Source organism: Polaribacter sp. (assembly GCF_036480315.1).
Taxonomy (GTDB): Bacteria; Bacteroidota; Bacteroidia; order Flavobacteriales; family Flavobacteriaceae; genus Polaribacter.
The window spans coordinates 33,995-50,956 of sequence record NZ_JAZGGG010000013.1; the positions used below are offsets into that span (position 1 = coordinate 33,995).

At 29.2% G+C, this 16,962-nt stretch carries 13 protein-coding genes; 11 read left to right on the plus strand and 2 right to left on the minus strand.

Annotation, left to right across the window (positions count from 1 at the left end; all coding sequences use genetic code 11):
- The first annotated feature begins 44 nt into the window (after positions 1–44).
- The 7 genes from V3V28_RS02460 to V3V28_RS02490 all read left to right on the plus strand — a co-directional run bounded on the left by V3V28_RS02460 (position 45) and on the right by V3V28_RS02490 (position 7,572).
- Positions 45–176 (plus strand): hypothetical protein, encoded by a 132-nt coding sequence (locus V3V28_RS02460; RefSeq protein ID WP_331363436.1) that lies wholly within the window; start codon positions 45–47, stop codon positions 174–176.
- A gap of 126 nt (positions 177–302) precedes the next feature.
- Complete coding sequence (locus V3V28_RS02465) at positions 303–935, plus strand: Crp/Fnr family transcriptional regulator (protein ID WP_331363437.1); 633 nt, start codon at positions 303–305, stop codon at positions 933–935.
- A gap of 2 nt (positions 936–937) precedes the next feature.
- On the plus strand, positions 938–1,525 hold the full coding sequence (locus tag V3V28_RS02470; protein ID WP_331363468.1) for a methyltransferase domain-containing protein: 588 nt from the start codon (positions 938–940) through the stop codon (positions 1,523–1,525).
- A gap of 83 nt (positions 1,526–1,608) precedes the next feature.
- Entirely contained in the window at positions 1,609–2,919 is a 1,311-nt protein-coding gene (locus V3V28_RS02475) for a TolC family protein (protein WP_331363438.1), read from the plus strand.
- Positions 2,920–2,964: 45 nt separating this feature from the next.
- Positions 2,965–4,044 (plus strand): efflux RND transporter periplasmic adaptor subunit, encoded by a 1,080-nt coding sequence (locus V3V28_RS02480; RefSeq protein WP_331363439.1) that lies wholly within the window; start codon positions 2,965–2,967, stop codon positions 4,042–4,044.
- A gap of 109 nt (positions 4,045–4,153) precedes the next feature.
- Positions 4,154–7,348 (plus strand): efflux RND transporter permease subunit, encoded by a 3,195-nt coding sequence (locus tag V3V28_RS02485; protein WP_331363440.1) that lies wholly within the window; start codon positions 4,154–4,156, stop codon positions 7,346–7,348.
- Between the two features lie 14 nt (positions 7,349–7,362).
- On the plus strand, positions 7,363–7,572 hold the full coding sequence (locus V3V28_RS02490; RefSeq protein WP_331363441.1) for a YgaP family membrane protein: 210 nt from the start codon (positions 7,363–7,365) through the stop codon (positions 7,570–7,572).
- Between the two features lie 78 nt (positions 7,573–7,650).
- On the opposite strand, the gene V3V28_RS02495 is transcribed toward V3V28_RS02490, so the two are convergent.
- Positions 7,651–10,389 carry an outer membrane beta-barrel protein gene (locus V3V28_RS02495; protein WP_331363442.1) on the minus strand — a complete coding sequence of 913 codons (2,739 nt, stop codon included), beginning with the start codon at positions 10,387–10,389 and terminating at the stop codon, positions 7,651–7,653.
- Between the two features lie 427 nt (positions 10,390–10,816).
- The gene (locus V3V28_RS02500; RefSeq protein WP_331363443.1) at positions 10,817–11,995 is read right to left on the minus strand and encodes an acyl-CoA dehydrogenase family protein; all 1,179 of its coding nucleotides are present in this window, start codon (positions 11,993–11,995) and stop codon (positions 10,817–10,819) included.
- 173 nt (positions 11,996–12,168) lie between these two features.
- Here V3V28_RS02500 and rnpA point away from each other — a divergent pair, with 173 nt between their 5' ends.
- Genes rnpA through V3V28_RS02520 form a run of 4 tightly spaced genes read left to right on the plus strand, consistent with a single transcriptional unit; the run spans position 12,169 to position 16,962 of the window.
- A complete protein-coding gene (gene rnpA, locus V3V28_RS02505; protein ID WP_331363444.1) occupies positions 12,169–12,567 on the plus strand; it encodes a ribonuclease P protein component in 399 nt (132 codons plus the stop codon).
- Complete coding sequence (locus V3V28_RS02510; protein ID WP_331363445.1) at positions 12,548–14,182, plus strand: S41 family peptidase; 1,635 nt, start codon at positions 12,548–12,550, stop codon at positions 14,180–14,182. The genes rnpA and V3V28_RS02510 overlap by 20 nt, the downstream gene beginning before the upstream one ends.
- Positions 14,183–14,210: 28 nt before the next feature.
- Complete coding sequence (locus tag V3V28_RS02515; RefSeq protein ID WP_331363446.1) at positions 14,211–15,890, plus strand: DUF6909 family protein; 1,680 nt, start codon at positions 14,211–14,213, stop codon at positions 15,888–15,890.
- Between the two features lie 31 nt (positions 15,891–15,921).
- Positions 15,922–16,962 carry a hypothetical protein gene (locus V3V28_RS02520; RefSeq protein WP_331363447.1) on the plus strand — a complete coding sequence of 347 codons (1,041 nt, stop codon included), beginning with the start codon at positions 15,922–15,924 and terminating at the stop codon, positions 16,960–16,962.

Here is a 16,962-nt window from a genome sequence, read left to right on the forward strand (position 1 = left end):
TTAAACTTTTAATATCCTTTAAATTTACAGTAAAATTAAAGGATATGAAATTTTTAAACTTACCACTTGTTTCTTGGGTAAATGGTACAATTATGATTGGAGTTTTTGCGTTGGTTGTAATCGGTCTTGTTGTAGCAGTTTATTTATTAATGAATACAGATAAAAAAGTCGAGTAAACAAAATTGGTTTAAAATAAAAAAACTCCAAAATTTTTTTTGGAGTTTTTGGTATTTCAATAAAAAGAGATATTTCTTATTTTTAAAAAGGTTTTCACTATTTTTATAGTTAGAAAGTAAACTAAAATGACAAATAAGTTAGATATTAATTTCGGGTATCTTTTTGAAGAAGAATTAATTAAAGAAATATCTAATATTGGTATTCCTAAAACTTTTTCTGCAGAAACTACAATTATTGAAGTTGGAGATTATATAAAATCGATGCCTTTATTATTGTCAGGAGCCATTAAAATTCTTCGAGAAGATGAAAAAGGAGAAGAATTGGTTTTGTATTATTTAGAAAAAGGAGATACTTGTGCCATGACATTATCTTGTTGTATGGGGCAAACCAAAAGTAAAATAAGAGCAATAGCAGAAACAGATGTTGAGTTGATTATGTTGCCAAAAGAGAAAATGACAGATTGGTTAAGTAACTTTAAAAGTTGGCAATCATTTATTTTACAAAGCTATCATAACAGAGTAGATGAACTTTTAGAAGCTGTAGATACTATTGCATTTTTAAAAATGGATGAACGTCTTTTTAAATACTTAAAAGACAAAGCTATGGTTAATCAAAATGATGAATTAACCACAACACACAAACAAATCTCTGAAGATTTACACACCTCTAGAGTAGTCGTTTCAAGATTGCTTAAAAAGTTAGAAAATGAGAATAAAATTCAGCTTTTTAGAAACAGTATTAAAGTTTTAGAACTATAATGATAGATTTATCAGCAGATTTTTGGAACAACAAATACAAAGACAATAAAATAGGTTGGGATTTAGGTGAAATTTCTCCGCCTTTAAAAGCCTATTTTGATCAACTAGAAAACAAAGAATTAAAAATTCTAATTCCAGGAGGCGGAAATTCTTACGAAGCAGAATATTTATTTAATAATGGTTTTAAAAATATTTTTGTGGTAGATTTATCTTCTATTGCTTTAGAAAATATTAAAAAAAGAATTCTTAACTTCCCTGAATCTCAATTATTACATACTAACTTTTTTGATTTAGAAGATACTTTTGATTTAGTGATAGAACAAACATTTTTTTGTGCTTTAAACCCTATTTTAAGATCAAAATATGCATCTAAAATGCATTCCGTTTTAAAACCGAAAGGTAAATTAGTAGGTTTACTATTTGATGCAATTCTTAATGATGATCATCCGCCTTTTGGTGGAAATAAAAAAGAATATCTTACTTATTTCGAACCACATTTTACTATAGATATTTTCACTAAATGTTATAATTCATTTCATAATAGAAATAAAATGGAGTTTTTTATAAAATTTATAAAAAAAGATAATTAATCCTACAGTTTTCTTACTGTGTAACATATGTTACCATTAAAAATTATTAGCAGTTCTATTTTTGCTACATAAAATAATTTTTAATGAGGGCAATTAGTAAACTAGTTATATTCTTATTTGTTTTGAGTACAAATTTTGTTTGTTCACAAACAATAAAACCAATTTCAAAAATAGAAGTCTTATCTAAAGTTTTAGAAAATAATACTACAATTAAGATTTCTAAGGAGGGATTTAATGCGGCAAAAGCAGATTATAAGCAAACAAACGCTGTGTTTTTACCAAATATTACAGCAAGTCATACAGGTATCTCTACAACAAATCCATTAATGGCTTTTGGGTCTAAATTAAATCAAGGAATTTTAACCCAGAATGATTTTAACCCTACGTTATTAAACAATCCTACACAGACTCAAAATTTTGCTACGAAAATAGAAATTCAGCAACCAATTTTTAATTTAGATGGCTTTTATCAACGAAAAGCAGCAAAATCTAAAATGGAAGCAATGTCTTTGCAAACAGAAAGAACAACAGATTATTTGTCTTTTGAAGTTGAAAAAGCATATATGCAATTGCAATTAGCATACAAGGGTGTTCTTGTTTTAGAGAAAGCGTTGATTACAGCAAATGAAAACAAAAAATTGGCAGAAAATAGTTTTAATCAAGGGTATTTACAACGTGCAGATGTGTTGAATGTTGAAATACGTGTTACCGAAGTTAAAAATCAGTTACAAACTGCAAAAAGTAATGTGCAAAACGCCTCTAATTATTTGTCTTTTTTAATGAATGATAAAAATGATGTAATTTATAAACCAACAGATAGTTTAGCAGTTGTTGGTTTTAATATTGATGACAAAATAATTTCTGAAAATAGAGCAGATATTAAAGCAATGCAACTAGCCTCTAAAGCTTATGAAGCAATGAATAAAGCAGATAAAATGGCTTTTTTACCACGTTTAAATGCTTTTGGGAGTTATGAAATGTATGATAATAAACTGTTTCAAGGAAGTGCAAATGGATATTTAATTGGGGCACAATTAAGTTGGGATATTTTTAAGGGATCTAAACGTTTTGGAAAAGCACAAAAAAGTAAAGCAGAATTCGAAAAATCGAAGTTAGAATACAATCAATACGTGTCTAAAAGTAATTTAGAATTGAATAAAGTAAAACGCCAATTGGTTGATGCAAAAAACAGATTAGATCTAACAAATTTAGCAGTGCAGCAATCTAAAGAATCTTTAAGGATCAGAAAAAATAGATTTAAAGAAGGTTTAGAAAAAACGTCTGATTTATTGATGGCTGAAACTCAATTTGCACAAAAACAATTAGAATATTATCAAACAATTTTCGAATACAATTTTACACAAACTTATTTAGAATTTTTAACTAAAGAATAGGCACTAAACAGTCGCTGTTTTCAGTAAAAAATAAAACCAATAGAAATGAAAAAATATATCAATATAATTACACTAATTGCTTTATCATTATTTATAGTGAGTTGTGGTAGTGAAGAGAAAAAAGCAGCAGTAGATACTACACCTGCAATTAAAATTACTGTGAGTAAAGTTGCTATAAATAGTGACAATCAGTTTTTATCTATAAGTGGAAAAATACAAGCCTCTAACAGTGCAGATTTAAGTACTAGAATGATGGGTTACGTAAAAAAAGTACACGTAAATGTTGGAGATAAAGTTAGAAAAGGTCAGTTATTAGTTTCTATTCATAACGCTGATTTACAAGCAAAGAAAGGACAAGTAAATGCTGGTGTTACTAAGGCTCAAACAGCTTTGAATAATGCAAAGAAAAATTACAAACGCTTTAAAAATTTGTTTGCAAGTAATAGTGTTACTCAAAAAGAAATGGATGACATGACTGCTAATTATGAAATGGCAAAATCGGGTTTAGAATCTGCGAATCAAATAAAAAACGAAATTAATGCACAATTCGCATATTCTAATATTAAAGCTCCTTTTAGTGGTGTAATTACCAGTAAGAATATAGAAAGTGGAGATATAACAAACCCAGGAATGCCATTAATTAGTATAGAAACACCTAAAGTATTTGAAGTAATTGCAATGGTTCCAGAAACTGAAATTTCTAAAATTAAGAAAGGAACAATTGTAAATGTTTTAGTGAAATCTATGAAAAAAACGTTGAAAGGAAAAGTTAACGAAGTAAGTACTTCTGCTAAAAATACTGGTGGACAATATTTGGTAAAAATTGCTTTAGCAAAAACTGAAGCAAATATTTTATCTGGAATGTTTTCTACGGTTCAATTTCCTGTGGAAAGAAAAGTAAAATCATCATTGGTTTTAATACCCACAGAAGCAATTGTAACAAATGGTCAATTATCTGGAGTTTATACAGTAAGTGAAAGCAATACAGCAATGTTGCGTTGGTTGCGTTTAGGAAGAACTTATGGGAATCAAGTTGAGGTTTTATCGGGTTTAAATGCTGATGAATCTTATATCGTTTCTGGTGAAGGAAAATTATTCAACGGAGTTAAAGTTAGTGTTCAATAATTAAAAATTCGCGTTAAGGATAGAAGTGAAAATCCTTTTTTTGCTGCCATAAATGGCAAAAAAAGATTGCAACGGATAGCCTGTTAAAACGCCCAAAAAAATATAAAAAATGAAAGAAGGTTTAGCTGGAAAAATTGCAAAAGTCTTTATAGGATCAAAACTTACAGTGTTGCTAATGGTTGTTTTTATGGTTGTTGGTGTATATGCTTCGTTTTTGATTCCGAGGGAAGAAGAGCCACAAATTGATGTGCCAATGGCGGATATTTTTGTTGGTTATCCAGGTGCAAGTCCTAAAGAAATAGAAAATAGAGTTGTAAAACCTTTAGAGAAATTAATTTCGAACATTAAAGGTGTTGAGTATGTGTATTCTACTTCTATGAGTGAAAAAGCAATGGTAATTGTGCAGTTTTACGTGGGCGAAGATATTGAGCGTTCGTTTGTGAAATTGTACAATGAAATTAACAAACACATGGATCAAATGCCTGCAGGTGTTACATTTCCTTTAGTTAAAACACGTGCTATTGATGATGTGCCAATGTTGGGATTGACGTTGTGGAGTGAAAATTACAGCGATTATCAGTTAAGCCAAATGGCGCAAGAATTAGAAACTGAAATTAAAAAGGTAAATGATGTTTCTATTACGCATAAAATTGGAGGAAGAAATCGTCAGTTAAGAGTTATTTTAGATAAAGATAAGTTGGCTGCTAGTGGATTGGACTTCTTGTCTGTTTCTGAGATGATAAAAGCTAATAATACGCAATTAAGTTCTGGTAGTTTTGATAAAAATGACACAGAGTTTTTAGTGAAAACGGGTAACTTTTTAGCATCTGTAACTGATGTTGAAAATTTAGTAGTTGGTGTACAACAGAATAGACCTATTTATTTAAAACAGATTGCCCAAATTATTGATGGACCAGAAGTACCACAAAATTATGTGTCTTTAGGTTTTGGAAAAGCTAGTGATAAATCTCAAACATACAAATCTGAATACCCTGCTGTTACCATTTCTGTAGCGAAAAGAAAGGGTGCAGATGCAATGAAAATTGCAGAAGTTATTATTAATAAAGTAGATCATTTAAGAGCCACTTTAATTCCTGATGATGTTCATGTAGAAATTACTAGAAATTATGGGGAAACAGCGTCTCATAAAGTGTCTGAATTATTGTGGCATCTTATAGGCTCTATCTTTGCAGTAACACTTGTTGTTATGCTAGCAATGGGTTGGCGTGGTGGTTTGGTTGTGTTTTTATCAGTACCAATTACGTTTGCTTTAACGTTATTGAGTTACTATATGATGGATTATACACTAAACCGAATTACGCTTTTTGCATTGGTATTTGTAACGGGTATTGTTGTTGATGATTCTATAATTATTGCAGAAAATATGCACAGGCATTTTAAAATGAAACGCTTGCCTTTTAAACAAGCTGCTTTATATGCAATTAATGAAGTTGGTAACCCAACCATTTTAGCAACATTTACAGTAATAGCTTCTGTATTACCAATGGCTTTTGTATCTGGATTAATGGGGCCATATATGGCCCCAATGCCAATAGGAGCATCAATTGCAATGATTTTATCATTATTTGTAGCTTTAACAATTACGCCTTATTTAGGATATATTTTCTTAAAAGAAAAAGATAAAAAAGGAAAACCAGTAAAAGTTCAAAAACCTTTAGAAGAAACTTTTATTTATAGAATTTATAACAAGTTAGAAAGACCTCTTCTAGAAAATAAAAAGAAACGCTGGCTGTTTTTAGGAGGAACTTTTATTGTTTTAATGGCAACAATGGTATTGTTTTTCACCAATTCTGTTGCAGTAAAAATGTTGCCTTTTGATAATAAAAATGAGTTTCAAGTAGTAATAGATATGCCAGAAGGAACAACGCTAGAACGTACAGCTGTTGTTACACAAGAGATTGCTCAATATTTAGCTACAAGACCAGAAGTGGTAAATTATCAAAACTATATTGGTACTTCTGCACCAATTACTTTTAATGGTTTAGTGCGTCATTACGATTTACGTGGAGGATCTAATATGGCAGATATTCAAGTAAATTTAATTGATAAAGATAAACGTAAAATTCAAAGTCATGGAATTGCAAAATTATTAAGACCAGAAATACAACGTATTGCCGCAAAATATAATGCAAATGTAAAGCTAGTGGAGGTTCCTCCTGGACCACCGGTTTTATCAACAATAGTTGCAGAGGTTTATGGGCCAGATTATAAGACACAAATAGATATTGCGAACCAAGTTCAAAATATCTTAAAAAGTACTGATGATGTTGTAGATGTTGATTGGATGGTTGAAAATGATCAAACAGAATATCAATTTAAAATAAATAAAGAGAAAGCAATGTTGTATGGTGTTGCACCACAACAAATTGCTTATACAATGAATATGGCTTTGTCTAACAGCCCAATTACAACTTTATATGATGAAAATGCAGTAAACCAAGTTGGCTTGATTTTAACTTTGGATGAAAAAGAAAAATCTACGGTTTCAGATCTCTCTCAATTAAAAGTAAAATCGAAACAAGGAACTATGATTCCGATTGCAGATTTAGTTGAAATTAAAGAAACGATTGCACCAAAAAGCATTTTCCGTAAAAATCAGAAACGTGTTGTGTATGTTATGGCAGATATGGCTGGAGAATTAGAAAGTCCTGCGTATGCAATACTTGGAATGGAAGATAAGTTGAAAGAAATTAAGCTTCCATATGGTTATAAATTAAACGAAATGTATTTAGGTCAGCCAGATTTTGAAGATAATTATACCGTTAAATGGGATGGAGAATGGCAAATTACATTAGAAGTATTTAGAGATTTAGGAATAGCCTTTTTAGGAGCTATTATATTGATTTACATATTAATAGTTGGATGGTTTCAAAATTTTAAAGCACCAATTGTAATGATGGTTGCAATACCATTATCATTAATAGGAATTGTTTTAGGACATTGGATTATGGGAGCATTTTTTACAGCTACATCATTTATCGGAATGATAGCTTTAGCAGGAATTATGGTAAGAAACTCGGTTCTGTTGATAGATTTTATCAATTTAAGATTAGCGGAAGGAGTTCCTTTAAAACAAGCTGCAATTGAAGCTGGAGCAGTAAGAACAACACCAATTTTATTAACAGCAGGAACTGTTGTTATTGGAGCGTTTGTTATACTATTTGATCCAATATTTCAAGGATTAGCAATTTCATTAATGGGAGGAACTATTGTTTCTACAGTGCTAACCTTATTGGTTGTGCCACTTGTTTATTATATGATTGAAAAGAAGAATTATAAATAATTAAAATCAAAAAGATGTTAAATAAATATTTTAGAGTAATTGTAGGAATAATGGTTTTGATAAGTGTAGCATTAACTTATTTTGTAGACCAAAATTGGATGTGGTTTGGAGCTTTTATTGGAGTTAATCTAATTCAATCTGCATTTACTAAATGGTGCTTATTAGAAACTATTTTAATAAAATTGGGTGTTAAAAAAGAAGGTGACTCCTGTTCTTCTTGTTAAATAATATTTTGATTTTCTTCTAAAAACAAAAAAGGTGGTAACTAATAGTTACCACCTTTTTTGTTTAATTATACTTTGTTAATGACGCCATCTTCTACTTTTAGGTTCAAACTTTTTTCCAGCTTTCCCTAAACTATTAAATTTCCAGGTAAAACTTAACATTGCATATTGATTTAAAATTGTACTAGAAGAATCTTGTATATAGTCATCAGTTGCAACTCTTCTTGCATTTGTATTTTGGTCTAATACATCATAGATTTTTAAACTTATTGCACCACTGTTTTTTAAGATAGAATAGCGTAATGTCGTATTCCAAAACCAAGCACTTTTTTGAAAACCATCAGCAATATTTGGATTATAATTATATTTTACATCATTAAGCCATTCAATTTTCTTTAAAAAATTTGTTGAAGTTACTATGGTAATATCATGACTTGTAAAATTTCTATTGCTAAAGTTTTGAATGTCATAAGTATTTTTACTGAATGAAACGGTGTAAGATGGTCTTATTTGTAGAACTTTGTTCCAAGTAAAATCAAAACCAATTCTTGGTGAAATAGCAGTTATTTTACTTGAATATTGTACTCCATTATTAAAGTTAATATTTTTACTATAAGTACCAAAAGCTCTAAACTCTGTTCTTAAGCTTCCAAAATCTTCCCATTTTTTTGTAGAACTATAACTTCCTCCTGCCCTAATACTAACAAACCCATCTACATTAGCATATGTAGTTTCTCTAATTAAAGAATTAGGATTAATTATAGTATTGGCCACAACTCTATCATTTGTAAAAGAAATATTTGCAAAAGACCAAAAACCCGTTCTTTTTTGCCAGTTAAAGTTCGATGCTCCAAATCTGATATTATGTGTTGTAGACGGTAATAAAGAAGGGTTACCAGTTATAATGTTTAATGGATTTGATTCATCTCTAAAAGGTTGTAATTGCGATAAACTTGGAGTAGAATTTCTAAAATTATATCTAAATCGATATCCACTAGTTCTGCTTTTTCTAAACCTTACATTAAAACCATATTCCAAATTATTAAACTCTCTGACTAAATTTGTTTGTGGTCTTAAAAAATCTTTGTTTTCTAGGGTTCTACTGCTATATGCAATCTCTGTTGAGGCAGACCATTTTTTATTTCTAAACTCTAATTCTACACTTGGTCTTTTAACTGCATTAGAATATTCGAAATCTGTACTTAATAAATTACTAAAACTTGTGTAATCATTTGTAATTTGATCAAAATCGAAAGTACTTCTTTTGCTTTTTGTATTTGTGTTTCTATAATCATAAGCAACATCTAAGAATAATTTTTTGGCTGTAATTGGAAAACGGTATGTAATTTCACTACCAAGTATTTTTACATCAGAATTTCCATCTGAAAATTGATCTCTAATAATTTGATCTGGATTAGAACCATAAATATTCGTTTCAGACTTTACAAAATCATCTGTATTTGTTTCTCTTAAATTTGCTGTTAATTCAACCCTTAAAAATGCGCCCTTACTACCAAATTTTTTGGTCAAGTTAATTTCATTATCAAAAGTATTTCTATCAGAATCTGCTATTGATCCAATGTTAGAATCATTTATTAAAGTTTTGGTGTTATTTAAAGTTTGTGACTGACTTTTAAATGTATTTGTATTTAAGTTTTTATTAAAATCACTTTCAATATCAATTCTAAAAGTACTATCTATTTCAATTTCGAAATCGATACTAGCATCATGACTATCACTGTCATTTAAAGAAGTGTTTTCAGAATTTCTAAAAAAACTTGTTCCATCAGATAGAAAGGTTTCTCTATTGGTAGAAGATTTATTATCTGACTCACTATTTTTGTAGAAATAATCTCCAGAAACTTCAAAGATTTTTCCAAAAGTATTTATGTAGTTTATACCATAATTATTAGAGGTTACAATACCTTGTCCACCACCAAAACTTCTGTTATTACCACCAAATTGTAATCTTTGATTTCCAAAGCTAAAACCAGGGGAATTTATATTATTACCACCCGCTAAAAGACCAATTCTTTCAGTTCCCTTAAAACGTGTAACCATACCTGCATACTCATACCTATCATTAGTTCCTGCACCTGCTGCAACTTTACCAAAGTAACCTTTATTGTTTTCTTTTTTTATGGTAAGATTTATGGTTTTATTTTCTCCGTCTGAATCTTCACCAGAAAAAGCTTGAGCATTCGTTTTTGTGTCTGTAATTTGAATTTTTTCTACAATATCTTTCGTTAAATTTCTTGTTGTAATTGTTGGGTCATTCCCAAAAAAAGGTTTCCCATTAACTAATATTTTGTTTACTGATTTTCCATTTACAGTAATATTACCTTCATCATCTACTTCTACGCCTGGTAATTTTTTTAGTAAATCTTCAACATTAGCATCTGCTTTAGTTTTAAAAGATTTTACATTGAATTCTAATGTGTCTTTTTTGATGGTTATTGGGGCACTAGACCTAATAACAACAGCATCTAAAACGTTTGAAGCTTTAATGAATAGAGTGCCTAAATTTTGATTTTTAACATCAATTATCTTAATATACGGGTTAAAACCAATATAAGAAACAACAAGTTTTATTTTGTCATCTGATGTTTCTCCTATAAGGTTAAAACCACCTTTACTATTGGTAATTGTATAAGAAACTATGCTACTATCTTTTACCCTTTCTGCGTGCACAGTTGCAGATTCTATAAGTTCTTTATCTTTTGTGGATTGTACAATACCTGTAATTGTAAAGTTTTTAGTTTGTGAAAAAGCAATTGAACTTAAAAGTAAGCATATCAGAAATAAATTTTTCTTCATTTTTAGAATGATTTTATTAAAAATAAGATATTTTTTACGCAAATATTTAACTATTAATCAAATACTGAATCCTATTTAACAGAACTTTAAGGTTTTTTATGGATGTTAATAACTTGTTGTTTTTATTTATTCTAAATAAGTATTATATTTGCGTCATATTTGTAAAATAATGATTGTTTTTTATACCATTAATACTCCAACAATTTCTATTTCAAACATTGCAGTATGTGACAATGTTTGTTCTTCTAACTGTTTGAAACCGAAAAGTAAATGTTGTAATAAATACATGAAAAAAGGGATCAACTGTAAAAGATGCCCAAATGTTTTATTGCAGTCTGCTTCATAAAATACACTTATATATAGAAACAAAAAAAAGGCATCAATCATAAAATTGATGCCCAAGTATTTTATAAAATTTACCCGAAAGTTATTTAAAAGCATTTAATCCGGTAACATCAAAGCCAGTAATTAGTAAGTGAATATCGTGTGTTCCTTCATAGGTAATTACACTTTCTAAATTCATAGAATGACGCATAATAGAATATTCGCCAGTAATTCCCATTCCGCCTAACATTTGTCTTGCTTCTCTAGCAATTGTAATTGCCATATCTACATTGTTACGTTTTGCCATAGAAATTTGAGCAGAAGTTGCCGTACCATTTTCACGCATAACTCCAAGTCGCCAAGCTAATAATTGTGCTTTGGTGATTTCGGTAATCATTTCTGCTAATTTTTTTTGCTGTAATTGAAATTGACCAATAGGTTTGCCAAATTGCACACGTTCTTTACAGTAACGCAAAGCAGTATCATAACAATCCATTGCAGCACCAATTGCGCCCCAAGCGATTCCAAAACGAGCTGAATCTAAACAACCTAACGGTGCGCCTAGACCAGATTTATTTGGTAATAAGTTTTCTTTTGGCACTTTTACGTTATCAAAAATTAATTCTCCAGTAGATGAAGCTCTCAATGACCATTTATTATGTGTTGTTGGTGTAGTAAAACCTTCCATACCGCGTTCTACAATCAATCCATGAATTCTTCCTTCTTCATTTTTTGCCCAAACAACGGCAACTTGTGCAAAAGGAGCATTAGAAATCCACATTTTTGCACCGTTTAAAAGATAATGATCTCCCATATCTTTAAACTTGGTTTCCATTCCAGAAGGATTAGAACCATGGTTTGGTTCCGTTAAACCGAAACAACCCATCCATTCTCCAGAAGCCAATTTTGGTAAATATTTTTTACGTTGCGCTTCATTTCCATATTTAAAAATAGGATACATTACTAATGAAGATTGTACAGAAGCTGTTGATCTTACGCCAGAATCTCCACGTTCTATTTCTTGCATAATTAAACCGTAAGAAATTTGATCTAAACCCGCACCACCATATTCTTCCGGAATATAAGGTCCAAAAGCGCCTATTTCAGCTAAACCACCAATAATTTGGGTTGGAAATTCTGCCCGTTGTGCGTAGTCTTCTATAATAGGCGAAACATCTCGTTTTACCCATTCTCTAGCCGCATCACGAACTAATTTGTGTTCCTCCGTTAATAACTCATCTAAATTATAATAATCTGGTGCTTGAAATAAATCTGGTTTCATATAATGTTTTGTCTATAAAATGTAAATTTTAACAAATCTACCAATTATTGTTTAAATTTTAACAATTCTTATTAAAAAAGAAGAGCAAAATGTTTCATAAAAATACATAACTTTTTTAAAGTTAACTGTTCTAAATTGATAAAAAGTTATTGTTTTCTTTTAAGTTTGTAATAATGAAGCATACTTTAGGAAAAGAGGAACGATTAAAAAGTAAAAAATTGATAGAAAGACTTTATATTGAAGGAAATTCTGTGAAGACTTTTCCTTTAAGAATGGTTTATATACAAACAGAACATACATCAGATTTTCCTTGTCAAGCTGGTGTTTCAGTACCAAAAAGAAACTTTAAATTAGCAGTAGATAGAAATCGAATTAAAAGGTTAATGCGAGAATGCTATCGTTTACAAAAAGAAATTGTCTATAATAATTTAGATAAGCCGTATGTTTTTATGATTTCGTATATTGGTAGAGAAGAAATGAAGTACGAAGATTTGTATCTAAAAATGGAGAAATTATTAACGATATTTATCAATAAAGTAAAAAATACTGAAGATGAAAATATTCAACCTTAAGAAAATAACCGTTGTTTTATTATTGGTAGTAACTATTTTTCTAACCTACTCTTTTAAATCGAAGTTTTTTGAAGTTGCAAAACAGATAGAAATTTACAATACACTATTTAAAGAACTAAATATGTATTATGTAGATGAAATAAATCCTGCAGAATTTACAAACAAAGCTATAAAAAACACACTTAAAGATTTAGATCCATACACAAATTTCTATAACGAACAAGATGTAGAAACAGCTAGAATAAGAAGAGCTGGAGAATATGGTGGAATAGGAGTTTCGGTTTATTACACTAAAAAAGGAATCCAAATTAGTAAGGTTTACAAAGGTTTTTCTGCTGATAAAGCAGGTTTAAAGGCGGGTGATATTATTATTTCTGTTGACAATCAATCGATACAGAATATGGAAAGAGATCAACTTTCTATGTTTTTAAAAGGAACACCAAATAGTAAATTTACTTTAGAATTTGAAAGGCAAGGAAGCATCCTAAAAAAAGAAATAACTAGAGATAAAGTTATTATTAATCCTGTGCCTTTTGCAGAAATGATTGATGAAGAAACTGGTTATATTACACTTACTCGTTTTAATGATAAAGCATCATCTGAAGTAAAAAAAGCATATAGAAAATTAAAAAAACAAGGAATGACGAAACTAGTTTTCGACCTTCGTTATAATCCTGGTGGTTCTTTATTAGAATCTATAAGAATATCTAACTTCTTCTTACCAAAAGGGAAAAAAATAGTAAGTACAAAAGCAAAAATTAAAAAATGGAGCAATACTTACAATACTAAAAACGAGCCTTTAGATTTAGAGATTCCTATTGTTGTTTTGGTAAATGGTCGTTCTGCTTCTGCATCAGAAATTGTTAGTGGTTCTTTACAAGATTATGATAGAGCTGTAATTATGGGACAACGTTCTTTTGGAAAAGGATTGGTGCAACGATACAGAGAATTGACTTATGGAACGCAACTAAAATTAACGATTTCTAAATATTACACACCAAGCGGGCGCTGTATTCAAGAATTAGATTACGAAAATAGAGATCCTAAAACAGGGTTAGTTCCTAAATTTTCTGACAAAGGTATTAATGAATTTAAAACAGCAAACGGAAGAACTGTTTATGATGGTGGAGGTGTTCTACCAGACGTAAAAATTGAAACATCAATAAGGACAGAGGAAACAAAAAAATTGATTACCTCTAGAGCAATCTTTAATTTTGCAACCGAATTTTATTATAATAATCCACACATCTCAACGGTCGATTCTTATAATTTTTCAAATACAAATTTTAAAAATTTTAAAAATTATTTAAAAACAGATACTGCTTTTGTTACAAAGCAAGAAGCCTTGTTTAAGAATGCTTATTTATCTTCTAAAAATCAAGGTATATCTAAAGAATATCAACAAATAAAAGAAAAATTATATGATGATAAAATTGATAAAATTTCTGAAAACGAAGATATTTTAAAAGAAATAATTAAAGCAGAAATTTTAGAGAGATATTATTATAAAGAAGGTGTTTATAAACACAACTTAAAAAACGATAAAGTAATTAGTGAAGCAGTTAAATTATTAAAAAACGAATCAAAATATAATAAGATTCTATCAGGTAAATAATTTTTATCTTTACGCCTTAAAATAAAGAATGTCACAATCAAAAAATATAGAAAGAACTAGAGCTCAAGAATCTACAAATGCCATAGAAAAATTATACATTTCTATGCGTCATTTATTTAGTAGAGGTTTTTATAAACCTATGGGTATTTCTGGTGAAACATTACGCAAATCTTTGTTGCTTTTACGTCCAGAAATTTATGGTTCTATTGCAGAAGATAGAATAGAGTTAAATGGTTTAATATACGTTATAGAAAGACTTCCAGAAGGAATTGAAGAATGTCAATTCATTAATTTAACGGCTGATGAAGGTTATAAAAACTCTAGTTTTCAAGCAATTATTCCTCCAAAAAGAAGAAGAAATTGTTATCGAATAGATAAAGATCAAATGAATATTGAAATTACTAGAGGACGTTCAGAAATCTACGATATTTTAACTCACTTAACGTTTTTATTTATAGAATCTCACAAGATTCAAAAGAAAATTACCTTAAATGAAGGCAATGATTTTGTTAGAGAATGGAAGCATTTAGAAGATATTGTGTTGCATCACAAAAAAATAACAGCATCAGAAAAAGAAGTTACTTTAGTACATTTAGGTAATATTTTAGGACGTACTTTTAATGAAGTTTCTAGCATTTATGCTACTTTTTCTACGGAAGAAAATCCAAATAGATTTTTTCAACTAATTTATTGGTTAGGTAAATTAGCTATTAATGAAGTTGTAGAAAATAAGAAACGAACTGTAACTTTTAGCGCTGTTTTAATTGAAGAAATAGGACATCATATTTATGGTGAAATTTGGGCAAATAATATTAAAGAGGTTTTAAAAGAAAATGACCTTTTAAAAAGACCAATTCATATTATTAGTGCAAATATGCACAGTGTATTAAATTCTGTATATGTAAAAGGAGCCTTACCAGAAGAAGCAAATGAATTAGAAGGTTTTGAAGTTTATCAATTATTAAGTAATTCTAACAGTAAACCATTACAAAAGAAAGTAAAAGATTATGCGTCTAAAAACGGTTTAATTTATATAAAAGATACATCTGGTACCAATATAAACGTACAAATTATAGATACAGATAAAATAAATTTTGAGGTTTGTTCGTTTAAAAAGGAAAATTCTGTTTCAAAAAGCCCAGTAATTATTGTTATGGATTATGCTTTTGGTGAGCAAGCTTATGAAACTATGGATGAATTACTAAAACCATATCAGACTAAAATGAAGAAATATCATTTGGATGTTAAATCGATTTCTATTATGGGTAAAGCAGGGATTTTAGAAGGTGGAAAAGGAGATATTATGATTCCTTCTGCACATATTTTTGAAGGAACAGCTGATAATTATCCATTTAAAAACGAACTAACAAAAGAAGATTTAGAAGGTTTTGGAGTAAACGTTTTTGGAGGTTCTATGGTTTCTGTTTTAGGAACATCTCTGCAAAATAAAGATTTATTAAAGTTCTTTCATGACTCAACTTGGAATGTTATTGGGTTAGAAATGGAAGGTGCACACTATCAAAAAGCAATACAATCTGCATCTAGAATTAGAGGAAATATTTCTGAACAAGTAAAAGTACGTTATGCATATTATGCATCTGACAATCCATTAGAAACCGGAGCAACATTAGCTTCTGGAGGTTTAGGAATGACGGGTGTAACCCCAACTTATGCAATAACACAAAAAATATTAGAACAAATTTTTTAGGGTTTTTTAACTCATATCAATTAACTAAACAATGTCAATAAACCAACAAAACAGTAACGAAGAAGAAGTAGATTTGGGCTCTTTATTTATAATTATAGGTAAAGGTTTTTCTAATTTTTTCAACTTTATTGGAAGTATTTTTAAAGGAATCTTTCATGCTTTAATTTTAATTTTAATTTTTTTAAAACAGCACATAATTAAAATTGCCATTGCAGCAATTTTAGGTGGAGTTTTAGGAATCTTTTTAGAGATTAAAAAGAATGATAGTTTTGGCTCTGACCTTCTAGTAGAACCTAATTTTAAAAGTGCAAAACAATTGTATAATAATATACATTATTATAATGATTTGGTAAAACAAAAAGATACCGCAGGTTTGGCTGAAACTTTTAAATTAGATAAAAAAACGGCAGCCACGCTTAAAAAATTTATCATAGAGCCTGTAAGAACAGAAAATGATGTTATAAATGCTTATAATAATTTTATTCTAAAAGTAGATACTACAACTGTTAAGAGCTATACTTATGATGAGTTTAAGACTTCATTTTCTGAACATGATTATAGAGTTCATAAGATTAATGTAATTGCAGAGAAAAATGATATTTTTACAAGTTTAGATGATGTTATTATTTCATCTGTTGTAAAGAATAAATACTTTGATAGAATAAAACAATTAACAAATGAAAACCTAAATAGAACAGATTCTTTATTACGCCAGAATTTAAGTCAAATAGATTCTTTAAGAACGGTTTATATGCAAGTAATGCTTGAAGAAGCAAAGAAACAATCTAATGGAACTAATATTGATTTAGGCGGAGAAAAAAGAACTACAAAAGAGTTAGAGTTATTTGAAACCAATAGAAAAATAAATTCAGAGTTAAAAAAGATTGTAGAAGATAAGTCAGAAAAATATGAAGTAATAAACATTATTTCTAATTTTCAGCCTATTGGTTACGAAATAAAAGGAGTAACAAAAAACTATGTTTTTTTATTAGCATCTTTAGGAGCATTATTTATGATTTTATTTTTACTTTTAAAACAATTGAATACGTATTTAAATAATTACAAAAAGTAA

What these genes read in the sequence shown, in the direction of transcription:
- V3V28_RS02495 (WP_331363442.1), bottom strand. Translation starts at nt 10,389, where the DNA reads ATGAAGAAAAATTTATTTCTGATATGCTTACTTTTAAGTTCAATTGCT.
- V3V28_RS02460 (WP_331363436.1), top strand. Translation starts at nt 45, where the DNA reads ATGAAATTTTTAAACTTACCACTTGTTTCTTGGGTAAATGGTACAATT.
- V3V28_RS02515 (WP_331363446.1), top strand. Translation starts at nt 14,211, where the DNA reads ATGTCACAATCAAAAAATATAGAAAGAACTAGAGCTCAAGAATCTACA.
- V3V28_RS02485 (WP_331363440.1), top strand. Translation starts at nt 4,154, where the DNA reads ATGAAAGAAGGTTTAGCTGGAAAAATTGCAAAAGTCTTTATAGGATCA.
- V3V28_RS02510 (WP_331363445.1), top strand. Translation starts at nt 12,548, where the DNA reads ATGAAAATATTCAACCTTAAGAAAATAACCGTTGTTTTATTATTGGTA.
- V3V28_RS02500 (WP_331363443.1), bottom strand. Translation starts at nt 11,995, where the DNA reads ATGAAACCAGATTTATTTCAAGCACCAGATTATTATAATTTAGATGAG.
- V3V28_RS02465 (WP_331363437.1), top strand. Translation starts at nt 303, where the DNA reads ATGACAAATAAGTTAGATATTAATTTCGGGTATCTTTTTGAAGAAGAA.
- V3V28_RS02480 (WP_331363439.1), top strand. Translation starts at nt 2,965, where the DNA reads ATGAAAAAATATATCAATATAATTACACTAATTGCTTTATCATTATTT.
- V3V28_RS02475 (WP_331363438.1), top strand. Translation starts at nt 1,609, where the DNA reads ATGAGGGCAATTAGTAAACTAGTTATATTCTTATTTGTTTTGAGTACA.
- V3V28_RS02520 (WP_331363447.1), top strand. Translation starts at nt 15,922, where the DNA reads ATGTCAATAAACCAACAAAACAGTAACGAAGAAGAAGTAGATTTGGGC.
- rnpA (WP_331363444.1), top strand. Translation starts at nt 12,169, where the DNA reads ATGAAGCATACTTTAGGAAAAGAGGAACGATTAAAAAGTAAAAAATTG.
- V3V28_RS02490 (WP_331363441.1), top strand. Translation starts at nt 7,363, where the DNA reads ATGTTAAATAAATATTTTAGAGTAATTGTAGGAATAATGGTTTTGATA.